A 20,320-nucleotide genomic window follows, 5' to 3' on the forward strand; every position below is an offset into this window, starting at 1 on the left:
CATGGTCTTGACGCCCCAAGCGCCAAGATAAAAGAAATTCGCCATGAGATAGAAGTCATTGCCCGTAAACGACAGAAGAATGAAAGTAATATTCCCTTATCCACGATAAGATCGCTAAATGGCAAGATACATTTCATATCTCAGCTCAATCGGGGTGCCGGGAAATCCCTCCGCAAACGCCTTACAGCCCTCCCATCAGCCGGAGAAATGCCTCAAAATTAAGGCATCATTTTCCCGGGTTTCTCCTACCAAAACCCGGTTCCGACTACACAGAAGCCCATATCCACGGCACACGATTTTGGCACACACAGAGGGTGCGAGAAATTTTTATGGCTGTTTTCAATGACTTACAGATATGGTTGGTGCCCGGGGCCGGAATCGAACCGGCACGGAGCCAAGCTCCAAGGGATTTTAAGTCCCTTGTGTCTACCAGTTCCACCACCCGGGCCGTTTGCAGGGATAAGAAATTACGCTTGAGGGATGCAACATGAACGGAGCTGGAGGCGGCGACCGGATTCGAACCGGTGCATAAAGGTTTTGCAGACCTCTGCCTTACCACTTGGCTACGCCGCCTGATAAATTAATCAAAGAACAGACTAACGCTGCTCTTTGAGTATTCATAAATGGAGCGGGAAACGGGATTTGAACCCGCGACCCTCGCCTTGGCAAGGCGATGCTCTACCACTGAGCTATTCCCGCTCATTCAGTTTTAAGAAAATTAACAAGATTCATCAAGGTTGTCAAACAAAAAATGAGAAAAAACCCTTTTTTATTGACATCTTACCCCCCGGCCGTTATATTGTGTGGATTTTACAGGGAGAACTCTGCGTGGAATTCAACGCAATCAGGGGAGTAAAAGATATCCTCCCCGAAGAAATCGATAAATGGCAAGCGGTCGAATCCTCTGCCCGTGAGACGCTGGAGAATCACGGCTACCGGGAGATCCGGATCCCCGTCTTTGAAGCAACGGAACTCTTCGCACGGAGTATCGGCCAAGGCACGGATATCGTCGAGAAAGAAATGTACACCTTTGCGGACAGCAGAGGGGGCAAGATCTCCCTGCGGCCGGAAGGAACGGCCGGCGTGGTCCGCGCAGCAATCGAGCATCACCTTCTCACGCCTTCTGCGGTCAACAAGCTTTACTATATCGGCCCCATGTTCCGTCACGAACGGCCCCAGAAGGGAAGATACCGCCAATTCTATCAGATCGGCGCCGAACTGTTGGGGGTTGACGATCCCAGAGTCGACGCGGAGGTCCTCTCCATGCTCCACCTGCTGTTGCAGCGTCTCGGCATCAACGGAATTCAACTGGAGCTCAATTCCCTCGGCTGCAAATCATGCCGTCCCTCATACCGGACGGCCCTGCAGGATTTCCTGCGGGCTGCCGGGGACGCTCTCTGCACGGACTGCATACGACGGACCGATCTCAATCCCCTTCGGGTCCTCGACTGCAAGAATCCCCATTGCAGGGAGGCGATCAAGGACGCTCCGTCGGTGCTTTCTTCTCTATGCAGCGACTGCATGGACCATTTTGAAACGGTGAAAAATACCTTGGACGATCTTGCCATCACCTATGTAATCAATGAACGGCTGGTCCGGGGGCTCGACTATTATACCCGGACCACCTTCGAGTTCACCACGACTCAGCTCGGTGCACAAAATGCCGTGGCGGCCGGCGGCCGTTACGACGGGCTGGTGGAAGAGTTGGGGGGACCTCCCACGCCGGGGATCGGTTTCGCCCTCGGTATGGAACGGCTCATTGCCCTGCTGCCGGAAGGTACGGGCCGCAGCGATCGTCACGTCCTCTATCTCGCCCCCCTGGGTGATGCGGCCGTCGTCCGGGCGCCGCGGCTGATGCACCAGCTCCGAAGCCGGGGGATTTCTGCGGAAACGGATTACCGGGGGAAGAGTCTCAAAAGTCAGATGAAGAGAGCGGACAGGCTGCATGCCTGCTATGTGGGCATCCTCGGAGAGGATGAATTGAGCGAGGGGGTCGTCCTCCTACGCAACATGGCAAACAAGGAACAACGAAAGGTCCCTCTGGACCAATTTGTCGAAGTTATTACCTCAACGTTGTCACGGGATCATTCATGAAAACCATCAAACGGAACAGATATTGTGGAGAACTCGGGGCCGGTGATGCAGGGACGACGGTCGTCCTCGCCGGCTGGGTACAGAAACGGAGAGACCACGGGGGATTGATCTTCATCGATCTCCGGGACCGGTCGGGCATTGCCCAAATCGTCTTCAGCCCGGACGTTTCCCGGGATAGCCACGAATTGGCCCATGATCTTCGAAGTGAATATGTCATAGTCGTGCGGGGCGAGGTCCGGAGGCGCCCGGAGGAGATGATCAATCCCAAGCTTGAGACAGGCCGGATCGAGGTCTATGTCGATCATCTCGAGATCCTCAACAAGAGCAAGACCCCTCCCTTCATGATCGAGGACGACATCGACGTTTCCGAGAGCCTCCGTCTGAAGTACCGTTACCTCGACCTGCGCCGCAAGCAGATGCAGAAGGCCGTGAAACTGCGCCACCACATCTCACGGATCACGCGGGAGTTTCTGAATCAGAAGGGGTTCCTGGAGATCGAGACCCCGATCCTGACCAAGTCTACGCCCGAAGGGGCGCGGGATTACCTTGTCCCCAGCCGGGTCTCGCCCGGGCATTTTTATGCGCTGCCCCAATCGCCTCAACTCTTCAAACAGCTCCTGATGATGTCCGGTTTCGAGCGTTACTACCAGATCGTCCGGTGTTTCCGGGACGAGGACCTCCGGGCCGACCGGCAGCCGGAATTCACCCAGATAGACATGGAACTCTCCTTCATTGATGAAGAAGACATATTCACCATCGTGGAGGAGATGATCGCCCGGATCTTCCGGAAGACGAGGGGAATCGAGGTGAAGACACCCTTCCTGCGTATGCCCTACGCCGAGGCCCGGGACCGTTTCGGACTCGACAAGCCGGATACCCGCTTCGGACTGGAATTGAAAGATATATCCGGCCTGGCGGAAGAGTCCGGGTTCAAGGTCTTCACGGGGGCCGTGGCCTCCGGCGGGACGGTGCGGGGGATCCGCCTCCCCGGCTGCGCCTCCTATTCCCGGAAGGATCTCGACAACCTGACGGAATATGTCAAGATCTTCGGGGCGAAGGGGCTCGCCTGGCTGAAGGTCGCAGAAGGCAACAGGATCGAATCTCCCATCGCAAAGTTCTTCTCTCCGGAGCTACTCGGTTCGATCCGGGAACGGCTCGGCGGAACTCCCGGCGACCTGCTCGCCTTCGTGGCGGACTCCCCGGAGGTCGCTTTCGAGGCCCTCGGCAACCTTCGCAACGAAATGGGGAGGCGCCTGGGGCTGATCGACAAGACCTTGCACGATTTTCTCTGGATCACCGACTTCCCGCTCCTTGAATGGGATGCGCAGGAGAAACGTTACGTCGCGCTCCACCATCCTTTCACCGCCCCGCGGGAGGAGGATCTTACGCTGATGAAGTCCGATCCGGGGAAGGTCCGTGCCAGGGCCTACGACCTGGTTTTAAACGGGTCGGAGATAGGCGGCGGCAGTATCCGTATCCATCGCCAGGAGGTTCAGGAGGAGATGTTCGACGCCCTGGGGATAGACCGTGAAGAGGCGAAGGATCGCTTCGGGTTCCTCCTGGAGGCCCTTGAATACGGTGCGCCGCCCCACGGCGGGATCGCCTTCGGTCTCGACCGTATTACCATGATTTTAAGCGGCGCCTCATCCATTCGGGAGGTCATTCCTTTCCCGAAGACCCAGAAGGCAGCCTGCCTGATGACCGAGGCACCGTCCCGGGTCGACAAAAAACAACTTGATGAGCTGATGATCCGGACGGAAATCGTAGAATAAATTTTCTCCCCGCTTCTGCCGGGGGGGATGGAAAAGAATCCATTCGAAAAACATCTCCGCCCGGCATATCTTCCCAGTGGGCGGAATGAGGAGATCATATAGATATGTTGCAAAAAAATCCTGCACAACCTCCGGTCCTATGTAGGAGAAAAAATCTCCATGAGGCATCTGACAAAGGAAGAAGAAAGTCGGGAAAGTTCTTTTTTCACTCTCTGTTATGCCTCTGCTCTCTTGTCGTAATCATCTTCTTGACTTCCTGCGCGAGGATCCCTGTCCAGGAGATCCAGGACGCTCGAGACCTCTTCGAGGCGGCAAAGAGTTCCTGCGCCCGGGTCTACATGACGCAGGAGATGAAACAGGCGCAGTCAAGACTCGGTCAAATCGACCGGGGAACACGGAAGAAAACCCGCCTCCCCAAAAAGAAGCTGAGAAAGCTTGCCCTTGAGGTCCAGGATCTCTCCAAAAAGATGGTCAACGAAACGGCCCGCATTAAAACAAGACTCTATAAGAAAATCCAGCAGAATATCCTTCTCGCCATAAAGAACATTCACGAAGGAGAAAAGGCGGAGGCAAATCGCTACGCCCGGAAGGAATACAGAGAAGCGATTGCCGGTGTACGCAAGGCACGGAAGCTCTCCCAGGAGGAATGCCGCTATACTGAAGCACTGAAAGAGTCGGAATCCGCCCTGGAATATGCAAAAGAGAGCATTACCAAGGCCCGTGCTTTCAAGAAGGAATTAGAGAAGAAACTACCCCATTACCACATTGTACGGAAAGGGGAAACCCTGAAAAGTATCGCGAAGAGCGAACCGGTCTACGGAGATGAGTCTTTCTGGGAGATCATATACAAGGCTAACCGGGACCAGATCCGTAACCCCGACGTCCTCTATCCCGGCCAGCAGATTTATCTCCCTTCCAGGAAGGAATTCTCTCGCTCACATTAACCTTGTATCCGGCAGCTCCCAATGGACCTGAAACTTATTATCACAGTCTTTGCCACCGTTTTCCTCGCCGAGGTCGCCGACAAGACGCAGATCGCGACTTTTCTCTATGCCTCGGACAGCGGCAACTCCCGCCTGGCCGTCTGGATAGGTGCCGTAGCCGCTCTCACCCTGACCTCTACGATCGCTGTGTTTGCAGGTTACTATCTCTCTCATCAAATCAACGCAAAGATCATGACAAGAATCGCCGGTACAACCTTTATCATCGTGGGAGTCTGGACACTGCTGCGGGGGTGAGCAAAGGGGAGCTGGACGCCTGCCTCCTCACGCTAAAGCATAAAAAATCCCCATCCTCTTTCCCTCTATACTATGCAGGAAAAAAGGATGGGGGATGGGGTTTGTGTCGGCTTTCTCTATTTCCAGGAATCCGCTACAATTTTCTGCAGCTTATCGTAAGGATACTTCCGAACGAGATCCTTGACCGAAAGTTTCTGATCTCCTTGCCGCATGAAGTGCATCAGCGTCACTGACGCCCAGTAATCGTTATACACGGCCGACCCCTTCAACTGGACCGGGACACCCATCTTGTTGACCGTATGACAGGCTGCACAGGTGACCGGTCCCGCATATTTCCCGTCCGGACTGAACTGGAGAGCCTGTTCATGACTGGTCCGGTCCACGGTCCGGTCCGGCCCTTCATAACGTGTTGGATAAAGACCGTGAATCGATTCATGGCAGGACTGGCACGCCATGTCTCCGTGGGCCTTGGAATACCGATAGAGGGCGTACTTGTTCGGTTGGTCGATCGGGAAGTATTGCCCTCCTTCACTCTCCACGAAAGGCGCCGCATGGCAGTTGGCACAGTGCGGCTCCGAGGCCGCCAGCCACCAATCCTTTCCACCGGAGGCTCCGTCGTAGGGAACGGGATTCCCTTTTTTTGCATTCCAAGCAGCAAGAACAAGCTTTCCTTTCGCATCTTTGGATGCACGCACCATAGTCGCACCCTTATGGTCCAGGTAAAAGCTGGTTAAAGGATTAGATTTTGTACCCACTTTCGGGTCCGCATAATAATCTCTGAATTTCGCCTCATCCCCACCGGAGATCGTCTTTACAACCTCCTGAATAGGACGATTACGCAGGGTCTTCCCTTTCTGTGTAACAACATTTGTAAGATTGTCATACCGATAAAGGTCCTGCGTTAACTGGTTATGACAGTTGGTACAGGTCAGCCCCCGCATTTCGTTGATCTTTTCTCCGTTCTCGTCACGCAGACTGACATTTTCCAGATACCACCGTCCAACGTTATTCAGGAAAAAGGGCGGCTTGACGTCGGGATTCGTGTGCGCATCCCGCCTCAGATAGCATCCGCCGCCGGCGATTCTCTGGTCGGCACCGGTAAAGCGGGGGATCCCCACATCGTTGATGATCTGGAAGGGATTGCTGGAAAAATCATTCATCTCTTTCGGTTGCCAGTGGGTCGGGTGGCAAGCCTGACAACTCTGTGTCCGACCGGCTTTGTCCCCCATCGGAATCACTTGCATGTGAGTGCCGTGTATCGCTTCGGTCAGCGGGATGGCCTGCACCGCTTTATAGCCGGTCACACCGGAACGCGGTTCATGCAGATTGCCGGAGATGTTGTCTCCATGGCAGTCGGCACAGTTGACCGGCCCGACCGAACCGAGTCGATGCGTTGAGGCATTCTTGTCATACTCCTTCAGAAACCCGGTTCCAAAATGCTTGTCATGCAGTTCCAGGATGTTGATCGCAGCCTGGGAAAATCGAGCCATGTACTCGGAGATGTCCGGATATGCGTGCGTCCGGTAAAAATACTCCTCGTCAAAATGAACCAGCCCTTCCTGCCGCGACATAATCGCCGCCCGGCCGTCACCGGAGTGGCAAGCATAGCAGTTCGGGATATCAACGGGGTTGGTCCCGATATATTGGATAACACGGCCTTTGTGCATGATCGGCTTTTTGTTGCCGTCCTGAAGCTGCACCACCGACACCTGGTAGGGCTGAAAGTTCTTGTTGGTGATGGTACGCATGGTCTTGGTCAGCCGACTGTCATTAAAAGCCGTCAGGGGAAGCCCCAGCGCATCCCAGACATAAGAGGATGTCAGTTTTAACGGCACGTTCCGAACCGCCGGAATCAGGGTGTCCGTGAGAACGACATTCCCCCCTTCGTCACCGGCATAGTCGAGATAACCACCGGACAACGCCTTACCGCTCGGCCCGGCATCGACCGGAATCTGGATCTCTTTCCCGATGTGCAGACGCTTTTTGGGACTCCAATCCTTGGGAACGGTCCCATCCAGGTCCCGGTAAATGAACAGGTGCGTCCAGACATAGTTAGCCATATTGTCACCGGCGTCATCCATCCGGCCATTCCCGTTCACATCCTTGGCCACCCCCCAGTACCGCATCTTGTTTCCTTCACTGTAGCTGTTGTCCTTGATATAGTAGTAAAGCTTCACATTGTCATCGGGGGAGAGAAGCTGGGGAAGTTTCCCGTTCTCCCCCGATTTGACCGCCTGGGCCTGGATGCTGTTATAGGGGGGAATGATACAGCAATAAGTCATATTGAACCCGACACAGTGCATCCCTAATTCATAGTTGATGAAAATGTTGTACGGGTTTCGAGGATTGTAGGCCACAATCTTCCTCCCGAAAAATCCACCGGTCTTCAGCGTGGAAGGCTCTAAAAAATCAAGCCCGAAGGGAGGCTTCGTGTCATATCGGGCCTTGGCCAGGAGGGACGGAGTAAAAGAGAAAAGGATCGCTGCAAAAACAACGGTCATCCACACGCCCCGGTTTTGTAATTTTTTCATAGACCCCGCCTCCTTCATGGTTAAAAGTCATACTTCATATTCATATAAAGACCGGTATTCACATTCCGGTTCACAATATTGCCGAAATTAACCACGGCCCCCGTGATCGAGAGTCCCTTGGTCGGGAAATAGGCGATAAAAAAATCGGTCCAGTTATCTTCCTGGAAGGAACCGATACCGGCAACGCTCTTGTACTCGTTCGGTTTGCCCCGGAACTCCACGCCGACCGCTACATTTGATTCCGGGAGAACAGCCAGGGAGGCTTCCGGCTCAAAATTCCCGTTCTTGCTGAAGCCGAGATAGCCGGTCTGCGCAGCCTTGGTGTACCGGCCGCTCAGGTTGATCAGTACCGGCATTTTCCACCCTTTATAGAGCTTGGTCACCGAAAGACAATAATCCAGACCCGAATCATCATCCATACCGGTGGAAGTAAACGCCCCTCCACCGTTCTTGTCCGCGTGGGCTATATCCTGGTTCTTTTTATACTCGATGGAAACCGATACCGCGGGAAGAGTATCCGTTTCTTTTAACAGCAAGACTTTAGCATGATAAGTGTCAATCGTCAACTCGTCAATGCCGATATTCAGACCGTTCCCGCCCAGGATATTGGTCGTATCGAAAACCGTGCGTGCAAAGCCAAGTTCCAGGCGGTCGCTGATGGTCTCGTTGAAGTGATATACATTCACATTGAAATTCTGAGGGAAGATGTAGGTCGATCCCACGGACGGATTCCCGAAAAGTTGCCCATCTGCGGGGGGATTCGTCAGATAGGCCCAGGGAACGAGCCCTCCCCCGCCTTCCCCTTCAATATTGACCACAGGAGGACCTGCGATTGCGGACCTCGTAACCAGGAAGATAAAACTGACCAAAAACATCGAAAAAACCGGCAAAGCGTGATAACATTTCTTCATCATTCTGTACCTCCTAAATACATTAGCTTGCATCAAGTTTACGATCGATCGTCCCTTCCCTCCCTACCTCCTCCCCCCCTTCTGTGGAATTATCAAGCCTGACATTTTACCGGACAGACCCACCCGCACCGGCATATAAAAACGACAGCGGTTACGCATTTTCCCATGGTCTGTTTTGTTGTGCCGGGGCGAGAATCGTCACCGGGTGCATTGTGCATGAGTACGCGAACCCATACTCACGCAGACCCGGTGTCAACGATAGGATATAACAATGCAATCCCCGTGCCGACAAGCTGGAGACGGCGGATGACACGTCATTTTGGGAGACAACCTATTGAAATAATTAAAAACAGAAAGATACTGGATGGGCAAATTCCCCGGCCGCCGCAACAAATACCGGGTGGACAATCGTGCAGCATGCCCTCCCACACAGTGCATAAATCGTGCGGGAAGTCGAAAAAGGATTAGATCAGACCGTACTTTTTCCGTTTGCGGTAGAGGGTGGAAACATTGATGCCAAGCTCCTTCGCGACCATGGCGAGGGTGTTGGGAAAACCGGAATATTTTTCTTCCAGTTCCAGCAGAAAATCCTTCTCGGTTTTCTTCCTTTCCAGAACCTCCGTCGGGAAGATCTGGAAATGTTGTACATCAAGGATATCGCCGCGGGAAAGAACAACCCCCCTTTCAATGTTGTTCTCCAATTCCCGAACGTTCCCCGGCCAGTCATACTGAAGAAAACGGGTCAGAAGCTCCGAAGGAATGACCTGAATCGCTTTTTTGTGTTTTTCGTTGAACCGCTCCAGAAAAGTATTGGCCAGAAGATAGATATCGTCTTTTCTTTCCCGAAGAGGAGGGATCACGATGGGAACCACATTGAGACGGAAGTAGAGATCCTCCCGGAACCGGCCTTTCCGGATCGCCTCTTCCATGTCCACGTTGGTGGAGGCCACCACCCGGACATCGATCCGGACGGTTTCATTGCTTCCTAACCTTTCGAATTCCATCTCCTGAAGGACTCGCAACAGCTTGGCTTGCATGCTCATGGAAATATCCCCGATCTCGTCGAGAAAGAGGGTTCCGCCGTCGGCCTGTTCAAACCGCCCTCTACGGTCCCGGTGGGCACCGGTAAAAGCTCCCCGAACATGGCCGAAGAGTTCCGTTTCCAGGAGAGTGTCGGGCAGGGCCGTACAGTTGATCTTGACGAAGACCTTTTCCGAACGGGGACTGTTGTAGTGTATCGCCCGGGCGATCAGTTCCTTCCCGGTCCCTGTCTCGCCCCGAATCATGACCGTGGCATCAGTCCCGGCGACATTGTCCACAACGCCCAGAAGGTCGAGCATCTTTTTGTTATTCGTAATAATCCGCTCGAAACGGTACTGCTTCTTCACCTCCTTCCGGAGGCCACGGACATCTTCAACAAGGTGCTTCTTCTCCACGGCCTGTTTCAGCAGGAGAAACATCTCTTCATAGTTCAGCGGTTTGGTGAGATAATTGAAAGCCCCTTTTTTCATCGCCTCCACGGCCATTTCAATCGATCCGAAAGCCGTCACCATGATCACCGGAAGATCAGGGTACTTTCCCCGCGTCTGTTCCAGAAACTCGATCCCCGTCATTTCAGGCATTTTGTAGTCAACGATCACGGCATCACAGGTCGTTTGCACCAATACATCCAGCCCCTCCCTGCCTGAAGGAGCCGTTTCCACCCGGTAGCCCTGGGTGGCCAGGTTCAGCCGCATCACCTCCAGGATTGCCGGCTCATCATCTACAACAAGAATGGTTGATTGTTCAGGCATCCGTTTTTCCCTTCAGTGTGATTTTGATGGGAAGCTGTATCACCACTTCCGTACCCGGTCCATCGGTCCGTTTTTGAACTTTCAGTTCCCCCTGGTGCTGAGTGATGATCTGGCGGACGATGGCCAGCCCCAAACCAGTCCCATTGACTTTGGTCGTAAAAAAGGGCTTAAAAATGGAATCCATGAGTTCTTCCGGAATTCCCCGTCCCGTATCCCGAATCGCAACCTCCACCCAATCCCCTGTCCGGCCGTTTTCCATATTCCGGGTCGCAAGTTGAAGAATCCCCCCCGTCGGCATAGCCTCAATGGCGTTCTCCAGCAAGTTGATGATCACCCGCTGAATCTGGTTGGCATCAATACAGAGAGGAGGGATCCCGGGGTCAAACTCCTTCACCAGCGAAAGACCGGCCTGCCGGATCTCTTCCACGAGAAAGGAGGTTGACTCCTCGAGGAGTTGATTCAGGTCGCATTCGTTGAAATTCGGCACCATCGGATTAGAGACCTTCAGCAGATCGGAAGTGACGTTATTCAGCCGCTCCACCTGCCCCCGGACCAGGTTGGAGATATTCAGGATCTCGGGGTCTTCCTGATACTTCGTAATGAGATAATGCACCCCTCCCTCGATGGCATTCAGGGGATTCCGGACATCGTGAGCAACCTTGGCGGCGACTTCACCCAGCTCGGCCAAATGACGGGAAATGTTGAGTTCTTCGCGCATTTTTTCTTTATCGGTAATATCCTCAAAGACAACAATGATCGGAGAATTTCCGGCCCGATTATCCCCATGAAGCGGCAGGACGCTCAAACTCAAGGTCATCCTCTCCCCCCCCATCTTCCGGACCGTCATTTCATGTCCCACAAGGGGGTTCCCTTCCTCCCTATACCGCTCAATCGCCTGGAGAATCATACCGAAGAATGCATTGCACCGGGTACAGATCTTCTGAACCTCGACGATACTCTTTCCCAGGAGCTGAGTCAGATCTCCTCCGAGGATCTTCTGGGCGGCATGGTTGTAGGTCCGGATAATCAGGTGAGAATCCATGGAAATAACGGCGGAGGAGAGACTGTTCAAGATCCGTTCGTTGTAAACCCGTAACTCTTCATTCTCACGGTTGGCCCGCTCAAGCTGTTTTGCATAGACTTCAATATTCTCCTTGGCTTCCTTCATCCGTTCCGTGTTATAAACCAGGTCCCGCACCATAATGTCGAAACCGTCGTTAAGCTGTTCCAACTCGTCACCGCTGTTTTTCCGATAGACAACACATTCCCGGCAGTCCCCGATCTTCTGGGCGTAGACCCCCTGCACCTCGCCTTTACAGAAAGTCCCCGCCATCACCCAGCACTTCTCCTCCCGATTCTGATAAGAAGGACATTTCTCTTGTTTGCAATCCAGCTCCTCCCAGCAGTAGACATAGTTCATCGGCATCCGCTTTTCCGGAAACTTGCCGTGTAGTACATCGTAGATCTTGTCGGTCAGAAGGTGAACGGGATAGGAGACCAGTTTGACAACGATAAAGGCAGCAATCAGGCCGAAGACGGCGACAAAGAGAATGACACTCAGGATGTTTTCCAGCGTCGCCCGTCTTGGATGTTTGAAAATACGACGGAGGGTAATCGGCTCAAACGTAACGATCGTACTCCCCAGGTACTGATTCCCGCTGTAAACCGGGGCATAGACCCCTTCGATTCCCTCGGCGGCGTTTTGAAAGTAGTAATACCCTTTTTCCCGGTAGGCCTTCCGTGCAGCGGCACCCACCGGGACCCTTTTCCCGATCCCCTCCAGATGAGTCTGGGCAACCACGATCCCCTCCCGGTTCAGGATGGAACAGTCCCGGACGTCGGACAATTTCCCCACAATCTGCACCAGGCGGTTCAGCATCATCTTGTGCTCGATCAGCAGAATGGGCGGAACATTCTCGGCAAGATTAATGGCCAGGGCGATATGTTCCTGGCGAATGATCGTTCTTTCATTGCGGACCACGAGGAGACTCCCCGCCCCGCCGATGATGACCACAAAGAGGATATAGGTGACGATCACCTTCTGGTTAATCGACAAATGCCTGTAGTATTTGAAGAACCGGATCATTTTATCGTTCTCCAGCCCGAGGGAAGCGTCGCCAGCCCCTCGTGCAGAAGCGTCTCCACACCGTTCAGCCGCTTTTCGATCCGGGCCAGCTTAAAGGTATGCCAGTCCTGCCGACAGGCAATGAGTTCATGCTGTGCCAGATGCAGAAAACCCTCTGCCTTTGAAATCTTGCACCCTCTCGCCCGGGTCGCATGAAGCTTGGTCTCGGTCCGGTCCACCTTCCGGGAAATACGGTTCATCTTCAGCAGGACCTCTTTCGCCTGATTGAGAATACCGGGACGGCTGCTCATTTTTGTATTATGGCATATGCCGCAGAAGAGTTCCAACTGTGTCGGGCGGAGGACCTTCGTCGACATGGCATCATGACAGGTAACGCAGTTCGGCCCGACCCCTTTGGTCATCAGCATCCTGTAATGGACACTCATCTTGAATTCGAGGAATTCGTGTTTATGACACCGCCCGCAAAGCCGGGGGATATTCGTATAGTAGACGGAACTCTTCGGGTTCATCGAATCATAGACCCCTTCATGGGCCGCCTTTTTACTCTCTTTTCCCGGGTTTCCCCCATGACAATTATTGCAGGTCACCCCCATACGGGAGTGAACGGAATCACGCCACTCGGCATGGCGTTCCTTCATGGAAGGGCGGACAAGCCTGGCATGGCATGTAACACAGCTATCGCTTCCGAAGGCAGGCACGGAGAAGCAAAGGATGAATAAGATCAGAAGAAAAAAGCGCAATACCGTCATGGGGCACAGTATACATAATTTTTCACTCTTTTTCTACCTTTGAAGAGCGCTGTGCTTTAGGCGGGAGATCGGGGAAACTTTTCTGTACCGGACGATGGAGATCCTGTAAACCCGTCAGAAAGCGCCGATCTTACGGAAACGTTCAAGTCGGTTTGCCGTCAACTGCTCCGGGGGCATCTTGGAAAGATCTTCGAGAACCTCCAGCAGGGCCGTCTTCAAGGTCTCCGCCATCTCCTCATGATTTCTGTGTGCCCCCCCCAAGGGTTCCGGAAGAATCCGGTCCACGATGCCCATCTTTTCCAGATCCTGGGCGGTCATCTTCAAGGCCTTTGCCGCCTCCTCCGCCTTCGAGGTCTCCCTCCAGAGGATCGAGGAACAGGACTCGGGAGAGATTACGGAATAGACCGCATTCTCCAGGATGATCGTCACATCCCCCACGCCGATGGCGAGTGCCCCACCGCTCCCCCCCTCTCCGGAAACCACCACAACGATGGGCGTTTTCAGGTTGGACATCTCGAAGAGGTTCCGGGCGATAGCCTCCCCCTGTCCCCGTTCTTCTGCACCAATGCCGGGATAGGCCCCCGGCGTATCGATAAAGGTAATGATCGGCATTTTGAATTTTTCCGCCAGTCTCATGATCCGCAGAGCCTTGCGATATCCCTCCGGTGCCGGCATACCGAAATTCCGATCAATATTCTCCCGTGTGTTGCGCCCCTTGTGATGACCCACAACAGCCACGGGGATCCCGTCCAGCCGTGCCAGACCGGCAACAATGGCAGGATCATCCCCGTAGGTCCGGTCACCGTGCAGCTCGTAGAACTCCTCCATCATGAGCGATACGTAATCAAGGATATTGGGCCGCCGGGCATGCCGGGCCAGGAGCGTCTTCTGCCAGGGAGAAAGATTGGAATAAACGTTCCGCTGAAGCTGATGGAGCTTTTTCTGAAGACGGTGCAGTTCATCCGTACAATCACGCCCTTCCATACTGGAGACCTGTCGCAGCTCTTCCATCCTGCTCTCCAGCTCCATGATCGGTTTTTCAAATTCGAGATAGTTGTTGGCCATGGTTGATGATTCCTTTCCATTCTCTCCATGGGATTAATGATTGTCACATTTTGAGATTTTGTCACCGTTCCACAAAGAAAGTTCAAGCCGTTCAAAAGAGTTTAAACGGTTTAAACCGCTTGAACTGTTCGAACTATCTTGCTAAGACACCGTCACCGACCGGTCGCCGGCCAGCCGTTCGATCGCCATGATCATGCTGTCGGAGGGAGTCACCCGGATTTCATCTCCCACGGAGATCACGGCCTCGCTGTGGTTGGGAATCTCAATATGGATGAAGACCCCGCAATTTCCCCGGTGCTCCATCAGAACATCCCGGATCCGGACCAGATGATCATCACTCAATCCGGGCGATTGCAAACGAACGTCGACCCGGCGGGCCTCCCGGACCCGAACATCTTTCAGCAAGGAAATTTCATCGGAAATGATGGTCACCCCTTTTTCATCCTTCTTGATCCGTCCTTTCAAAAGGAGGGGAAGATCGCTCTCCAACAGTTCATGGATCTTCTCGTAGACCTTGGGAAAAACCAGAACCTCCACCGACCCCTGCAGGTCCTCCAGGGTGAGGATGGCCATTTTGTCCCCCCGTTTCGTCACTTTCTTCTTACAGGCATTGATGACCCCGCAGAGGGAGATCTCGCTGTTGTCGCTCATCCCGGAGAGTCGTTTCGTATCGGCATTCGTCAGTTTCCGGATCTCATGGATACAGCGAGTCAACGGGTGACCGGAGATATAAAAACCGAGGGATTCCTTCTCAAAACGAAGCCGCTGATTCTCATGCCACTCCTCCAGATCGGGAAGACCATCCCCCTCGTCAGGGGAGGCGCCCGTCCCCATCGAACCGCCGAAGAGATTCCCCTGCCCCCGCTCCCGGTCTTTCTGAACCCGCTGCGCCGCGTCCATGGCCCGTTCATAGACCGCCATGAGCTGCGCCCGTTTCGCCCCGGTGGAATCGAAGGCCCCGCACTTGATCAATCCGTCGATCACCCGCTTGTTCACCTTCTTCAGGTCCACCCGTTCGCAAAAATTAAAAATCGAATCAAAGGGACCGTCCACCTCACGGACACGCAGGACCTCTTCAATCGCCCCCTCCCCGACGTTTTTCACGGCGGCCAGGCCGAATCGGATCTTGTTGCCCTCCACGGTAAACTCGACGGAGCTTTTATTCACGTCGGGCGGCAGGATCTCAATCCCCTGGGCCCGACATTCGGAAATGTATTGGACCACCTTGTCGGTATTGTCCATATCCGAAGAGATCAGTGCCGCAATAAAGGCGACGGGATAGTGGGCCTTGAGATAGGCCGTTTGATAGGCGATCAGGGCATAGGCCGCTGAATGGGACTTGTTGAACCCATAGCCGGCGAAGTAGGCCATGTCGTCGAAGACCTTCTCCGCCTTTTTCAAGGGAAACCCCTTTTTCACGGCACCGGGGATTCCCAACTTTTCATCCCCGTGGAGAAAAATCGACTTGTGCCGCTCCATCTCCTCGGCAATCTTTTTCCCCATGGCACGGCGCAGCAGGTCGGCGGCGCCCAGGGAATAGCCGGCCAGGACCCGGGCAATCTCCATGACCTGTTCCTGGTAAACGATCACGCCGTACGTATCCTTGAGAATCGGTTCCAGCGCCGGCAGTGCATACTCCAGCGCCTTCTTTCCATGTTTTCGGAGGACGAAATCGTCCACCATGCCGCTTCCCAACGGACCCGGCCGGTAGAGGGCCACCAGGGCGATGACATCTTCAAAAGTCTGCGGTTTCATTTTGACCAGCAGTTCACGCATCCCGGAACTTTCCAGTTGAAAGATCCCCATCCCGTCCCCCCGGGAAAGAAGATCATAGACCGCCGGATCGTCCAGGGGAATCGTGGAGATCTCCAGACGGTCCGTGAGCCCTTCGTCCTCCTTCTGACGGTTGATCATCTTCACGGCATTGTCGATCACCGTCAGGGTACGAAGCCCCAGAAAATCGAACTTGACGAGGCCGACCACTTCCACCATCTTCTTGTCGTATTGGGTCACCACCTCGGCATCGTCGCTCCGGTAGAGAGGGGTCCACTCCCGAAGCGACCGATCTCCGATCACAACCCCCGCCGCGTGGGTCGATGCATTCCGGGACAGCCCCTCCAGGGCGAGGGCGATATCGAGCAGTTTCCGGATCTTCGGGTCTTCTTTGGCCAGTTCGTTGAACTTCTTCTCCCGCTTGATCGCTGCGGCGAGTTTGATCCCTAACTCGTTGGGCACCAGTTTCGCCAACCGGTCGGCCTCGGCGTAGGGGATCTCAAGTACCCGGGCCACATCCCGGATCACCGCCCGGGCCTGCATGGAACCGACCGCCATGATCTGGCCCACGGCCTCCTTGCCGTACCCCTTGTCGATGCTGTACTTCTTCGTGACATAGTCGATCACCTCTCCGCGCCGGTCCATACAGAAATCGATATCGAAGTCGGGCATGCTGACCCGTTCCGGATTGAGGAACCGCTCGAAGAGGAGGCCGTAGGGGATCGGGTCGATATCGGTAATCCCCAGGGAATAGGCCGTGATCGACCCGGCGCCGGAACCCCGGCCCGGCCCAACGGGGATCCCCTGTTCCTTGGACCAGCGGATAAAATCCCAGACGATCAGGAAATAGCCGGCAAAGCCCATCTGGATGATGATCTCGAGTTCCTCCTCCAACCGTTTCCGGTAGACGTCCTCCTGATCCCGGGGGACCTGCCCCGACTCCATGCGGTGCAGCAACCCCTCTTCCGCCTTCCGCCGCAGGTAGGAGTCGAGAGTCTCCTCTTCCGGAACATCGTAGGTCGGCAGATAGGTCCGGCTGAAATCGAGTTTCAGATTGCATCGCTCGGCAATTTCAATGGTATTCCGGAGCGCCTCCGGTACATGGGCGAAGGCCTGCCCCATCTCCTCCGGAGATTTGAAGTAGAGCTGGTCCGTGCTGAAACGGAATCGTTTTTCATCCCCCAGGGTCTTGCCGGTCTGGACGCAGAGGAGGACTTCGTGGGCGGCCGCATTCTCCTTCAGAAGATAGTGGCAGTCATTGGTGGCCACCAGCGGAAGGGCCAGCTTCTCAGAAAGCCGGATCAGCCCTTCGTTGACGGTCTTCTGCCGCTCCAGACCGTTTTCCTGCAACTCAAGGTAGAAATTTTCCTTCCCGAGGATCTCGACATACTCCCGTGCCGTCCGGAGGGCTTGCTCCTCCCGCCCCTCCAGAAGATGAATCGGGATCTCCCCGTGGAGGCAGGCGGAAAGACCGATCAGCCCTTCCCCATGTTCCGCCAAGACCTCCTTATCGATCCGGGGTTTCCGGTAGAACCCCTTCTGGTAGCCTTCGCTGACGAGCCACATGAGGTTCTTGTACCCTTCCATATTTCGGGCCAGGAGAATCAGGTGATAGGCATTCTCTTCGTTTCCCGCGGGCTTTTCCAACCGGGAGCCCGGCGCCACGTAAACCTCGCAGCCGATGATCGGTTTGATCCCGCTTTTGACGGCCTCCTTATAAAAATGCACCGCACCGATCATGTTTCCGTGATCCGTAATGGCCAGGGCCGGCATCCTGAACTCGGAGGCCCGGGCAAAGAGATCCTTCAAACGAATGGCGCCGTCGAGCAGGCTGAACTGGGTATGCACATGGAGGTGGACAAAGTCGGCGTGTCTGGACATGAGAATGATGATCCTACGGAAAATTCACATGATGAGAATTTGGAAATTCACGACCTTACAGAGAAGCCGTAAAACTTGAAGGAAAGTTTACATCGATCAATAAGACAAGTCAACAGAAGTTCCCCAAAACGGAAGAATCTCTATCTCTGACGCCCCCTTTTCTTGCGAGCCCTGGGATGCGCACGGTCATAGACCTCCATCAGTTTCCCCATGCTCAGGTGGGTATACTTCTGCGTGGTGGAGAGACTGACATGGCCTAAGAGTTCCTGAATGGAGCGGAGATCGGCGCCGCCGTCGAGAAGGTGGGTGGCGAAGGAGTGGCGCAAACCGTGGGGGGAAACCGGCTGGGAAAGCGCCGCCTGACGGACGGCCTTGTCCACCACGTTCCGGATCCCCCGGACGCCGAGCCGGTTTCCGAATCGATTGAGAAAGAGAGGGGTCCCTGCTCCCTCCCGGAGGAGACCTTTCTTCTCCACCTCCTTTTTTTCCGCCAGATAGACCTGCAGGGCGGCAACCGCACGGGAACCCAAGATAACGATCCGTTCCTTGCGCCCTTTTCCCGTCACTTTCATCAGGCCGACGGAAAGGTCCACAACCTCTTCATTCAGCCCCGCCAGTTCGCTGATCCGGATGCCGGAAGAATAGAAGACCTCCAGGATCGCCCGGTCCCGCGCGCCCAATTCAGTCTTTGTATCAGGGACCTCCATCAATCGAAAAACATCATCAACGCTCAGAAAGTGGGGGTGCCGTTTGGCTGCCTTTGGTGTCGCAACCACCTTGGCCGGATTGATCCCGATCACCCGTTCCCGATGGAGAAAGCGGAAAAAGGCTCGCAGACTCGCCAGTTTTCTCCCCATGGAACTCTTCTTTAACTTCTTCTGATGGAGGGAGGCAAGGTAGTGGCGGATCACCCGGTTATCGATCCCTGCGATCCCGTCGGAATCGAATTTACGGTGCTGCAGAAAAGCGGCAAACTGGTTCAGATCACTGATGTAGTTTCGGAGGGTATGGGGGGAGACATTTTTTTCGTCCTGCAGATACCCTTCAAAGGCGGTGATCAGCTCTCCAAAGGGCAGCGGATCGGAAGGTGACTCCGGTCTCATTGCACCTTCTCCTGCAGGTACGCCGTCCAGTCTTTCAGGGCCCGGGCCGCAAGTTTCTCCCGTCGAAGCCTCCGGGCACGAACCTTTTCCTCCAGTGCAGGGAAGAGGGACCAGTTCACGTTGGAGGGCTGAAACTTCGTCGATTCCACATTCGTCACATGGGTAATCAATGCCCCGTGGGCCGTCGTCGGCGGGGGCACGGGGATCGGCCTGCCTTCCAGCCATTCGACGGCGAAGAGCCCGGCCATCCAGCCCATGGCCGTCGATTCCACATAGCCTTCCACGCCGGTGATCTGGCCGGCCAGAAAAACCTCGGGACGCTCCTTGAACTGAAGGCTCTTCGTCAGAACCCTGGGACCGTCGACAAAGGTATTCCGGTGGACACTTCCATAACGGAGGAATTCCACCTTCTCAAGTCCCGGGATCATCCGGAAAATCCTATCCTGTTCCGGGTACTTCAGTTTCGTCTGGAAGCCGACCATGTTATAGGCCGTCCCCTCCCGGTTTTCCTTGCGAAGCTGGATCACGGCATAAGGCTGTTTGCCCGTCCGAGGATCAACAAGACCCACCGGTTTCATCGGGCCGAAGAGGGGTGTTTCTTTTCCACGTTCGGCCATCACCTCAATCGGCATGCACCCCTCGAAGTATTTCGGCTCCTCAAAGGCCTCGGCCGGAACCTTTTCCCCGGCCATAAGGGCTTCATAAAATCGATCGTATTCCTCCCGGTTCATGGGGCAGTTAAGATAGTCGGCCCCTCCCTTATCATAACGCGACGCGGCAAAAACAATGGACCGGTCGATCGATTCCGCTTCCAGAATCGGGGCGATGGCATCATAAAAGTGGAGGTGTGTCGAACCGCTGAAGCGACCGATCGCCTCGGCCATGCTGTCGGAGGTGAGGGGACCCGTGGAAAGGACCGTCACGCCTTTTCCGGGAATCACCGTCACTTCGGAACGAATCACATGGATCCGGGAGTGCCCGGTCACGGCATCCGTAATATGGGCTGCAAACTTCTCCCGGTCCACCGCCAGCGCCGATCCGGCCGGCACGGAATGGGCGTCCGCCGCGTCCATGATGAGAGAGCCGCCCCGGCGCATTTCCTCTTTCAGGAGGCCGACGGCATTGGTGACGTCGCCGGATCGGAGGGAGTTACTGCAGACCAGTTCGGCCAGGCGGTCCGTCTTGTGGGCGGGAGTAAAACGGGTCGGACGCATTTCGTAGAGATGGACCGAAACACCCCGCTTCGCCGCCTGCCAGGCCGCTTCGCAACCGGCCAGGCCACCGCCGATAATTGTCAGTTCAGGGGAAGAATGATTTTCCATAA

At 54.8% G+C, this 20,320-nt stretch carries 13 protein-coding genes and 3 tRNA genes; 4 read left to right on the forward strand and 12 right to left on the reverse strand.

All coding sequences use genetic code 11. The features are described 5' to 3' along the window. Nucleotides 1-360 precede the first annotated feature (360 nt). The 3 genes from GXP58_11065 to GXP58_11075 all read right to left on the reverse strand — a co-directional run bounded on the left by GXP58_11065 (nucleotide 361) and on the right by GXP58_11075 (nucleotide 699). Nucleotides 361-448, reverse strand: a tRNA-Leu gene (locus GXP58_11065). 50 nt (nucleotides 449-498) lie between these two features. Next, a tRNA-Cys gene (locus GXP58_11070) sits at nucleotides 499-573 on the reverse strand. 51 nt (nucleotides 574-624) lie between these two features. Then, nucleotides 625-699, reverse strand: a tRNA-Gly gene (locus tag GXP58_11075). Between the two features lie 129 nt (nucleotides 700-828). Between GXP58_11075 and GXP58_11080 the strand changes: the two genes are divergently transcribed. The 4 genes from GXP58_11080 to GXP58_11095 all read left to right on the forward strand — a co-directional run bounded on the left by GXP58_11080 (nucleotide 829) and on the right by GXP58_11095 (nucleotide 5,104). Further along, the gene (locus tag GXP58_11080; GenBank protein ID NOY54139.1) at nucleotides 829-2,094 is read left to right on the forward strand and encodes a histidine--tRNA ligase; all 1,266 of its coding nucleotides are present in this window, start codon (nucleotides 829-831) and stop codon (nucleotides 2,092-2,094) included. After that, nucleotides 2,091-3,866: an aspartate--tRNA ligase gene (gene aspS / locus GXP58_11085; protein ID NOY54140.1), complete on the forward strand. Its 1,776-nt coding sequence runs from the start codon at nucleotides 2,091-2,093 to the stop codon at nucleotides 3,864-3,866. Before GXP58_11080 ends, aspS begins: the two co-directional genes overlap by 4 nt. Before the next feature lie 248 nt (nucleotides 3,867-4,114). Beyond that, the gene (locus GXP58_11090) at nucleotides 4,115-4,810 is read left to right on the forward strand and encodes a LysM peptidoglycan-binding domain-containing protein (GenBank protein NOY54141.1); all 696 of its coding nucleotides are present in this window, start codon (nucleotides 4,115-4,117) and stop codon (nucleotides 4,808-4,810) included. A gap of 21 nt (nucleotides 4,811-4,831) precedes the next feature. Further along, nucleotides 4,832-5,104 carry a TMEM165/GDT1 family protein gene (locus GXP58_11095; protein ID NOY54142.1) on the forward strand — a complete coding sequence of 91 codons (273 nt, stop codon included), beginning with the start codon at nucleotides 4,832-4,834 and terminating at the stop codon, nucleotides 5,102-5,104. Nucleotides 5,105-5,220: 116 nt separating this feature from the next. Here the strand turns inward: GXP58_11095 and GXP58_11100 are convergent, their stop codons facing one another. The 9 genes from GXP58_11100 to GXP58_11140 all read right to left on the reverse strand — a co-directional run bounded on the left by GXP58_11100 (nucleotide 5,221) and on the right by GXP58_11140 (nucleotide 20,318). Further along, complete coding sequence (locus GXP58_11100) at nucleotides 5,221-7,386, reverse strand: hypothetical protein (protein NOY54143.1); 2,166 nt, start codon at nucleotides 7,384-7,386, stop codon at nucleotides 5,221-5,223. 269 nt (nucleotides 7,387-7,655) lie between these two features. Further along, nucleotides 7,656-8,549 carry a DUF3034 family protein gene (locus tag GXP58_11105; GenBank protein NOY54144.1) on the reverse strand — a complete coding sequence of 298 codons (894 nt, stop codon included), beginning with the start codon at nucleotides 8,547-8,549 and terminating at the stop codon, nucleotides 7,656-7,658. Between the two features lie 461 nt (nucleotides 8,550-9,010). After that, nucleotides 9,011-10,339, reverse strand: a complete 1,329-nt coding sequence (locus GXP58_11110; GenBank protein NOY54145.1) for a sigma-54-dependent Fis family transcriptional regulator — start codon at nucleotides 10,337-10,339, stop codon at nucleotides 9,011-9,013. Next, a complete protein-coding gene (locus GXP58_11115) occupies nucleotides 10,332-12,425 on the reverse strand; it encodes a PAS domain S-box protein (protein NOY54146.1) in 2,094 nt (697 codons plus the stop codon). The genes GXP58_11110 and GXP58_11115 overlap by 8 nt, the downstream gene beginning before the upstream one ends. Further along, the gene (locus GXP58_11120) at nucleotides 12,422-13,063 is read right to left on the reverse strand and encodes a hypothetical protein (protein NOY54147.1); all 642 of its coding nucleotides are present in this window, start codon (nucleotides 13,061-13,063) and stop codon (nucleotides 12,422-12,424) included. The genes GXP58_11115 and GXP58_11120 overlap by 4 nt, the downstream gene beginning before the upstream one ends. 225 nt (nucleotides 13,064-13,288) lie before the next feature. Beyond that, nucleotides 13,289-14,239, reverse strand: coding sequence for an acetyl-CoA carboxylase carboxyltransferase subunit alpha (locus tag GXP58_11125; GenBank protein NOY54148.1), 951 nt, complete (start codon nucleotides 14,237-14,239; stop codon nucleotides 13,289-13,291). Between the two features lie 141 nt (nucleotides 14,240-14,380). Next, nucleotides 14,381-17,893, reverse strand: a complete 3,513-nt coding sequence (gene dnaE, locus GXP58_11130; GenBank protein NOY54149.1) for a DNA polymerase III subunit alpha — start codon at nucleotides 17,891-17,893, stop codon at nucleotides 14,381-14,383. A gap of 140 nt (nucleotides 17,894-18,033) precedes the next feature. Continuing rightward, nucleotides 18,034-18,996, reverse strand: a complete 963-nt coding sequence (gene xerC / locus GXP58_11135) for a tyrosine recombinase XerC (protein NOY54150.1) — start codon at nucleotides 18,994-18,996, stop codon at nucleotides 18,034-18,036. Continuing rightward, entirely contained in the window at nucleotides 18,993-20,318 is a 1,326-nt protein-coding gene (locus tag GXP58_11140) for a methylenetetrahydrofolate--tRNA-(uracil(54)-C(5))-methyltransferase (FADH(2)-oxidizing) TrmFO (protein NOY54151.1), read from the reverse strand. The genes xerC and GXP58_11140 overlap by 4 nt, the downstream gene beginning before the upstream one ends. Nucleotides 20,319-20,320: the final 2 nt, after the last annotated feature.

It is taken from the genome of Deltaproteobacteria bacterium, assembly GCA_013151235.1.
In the GTDB taxonomy this organism is placed as follows: Bacteria; CG2-30-53-67; CG2-30-53-67; order CG2-30-53-67; family CG2-30-53-67; genus JAADIO01.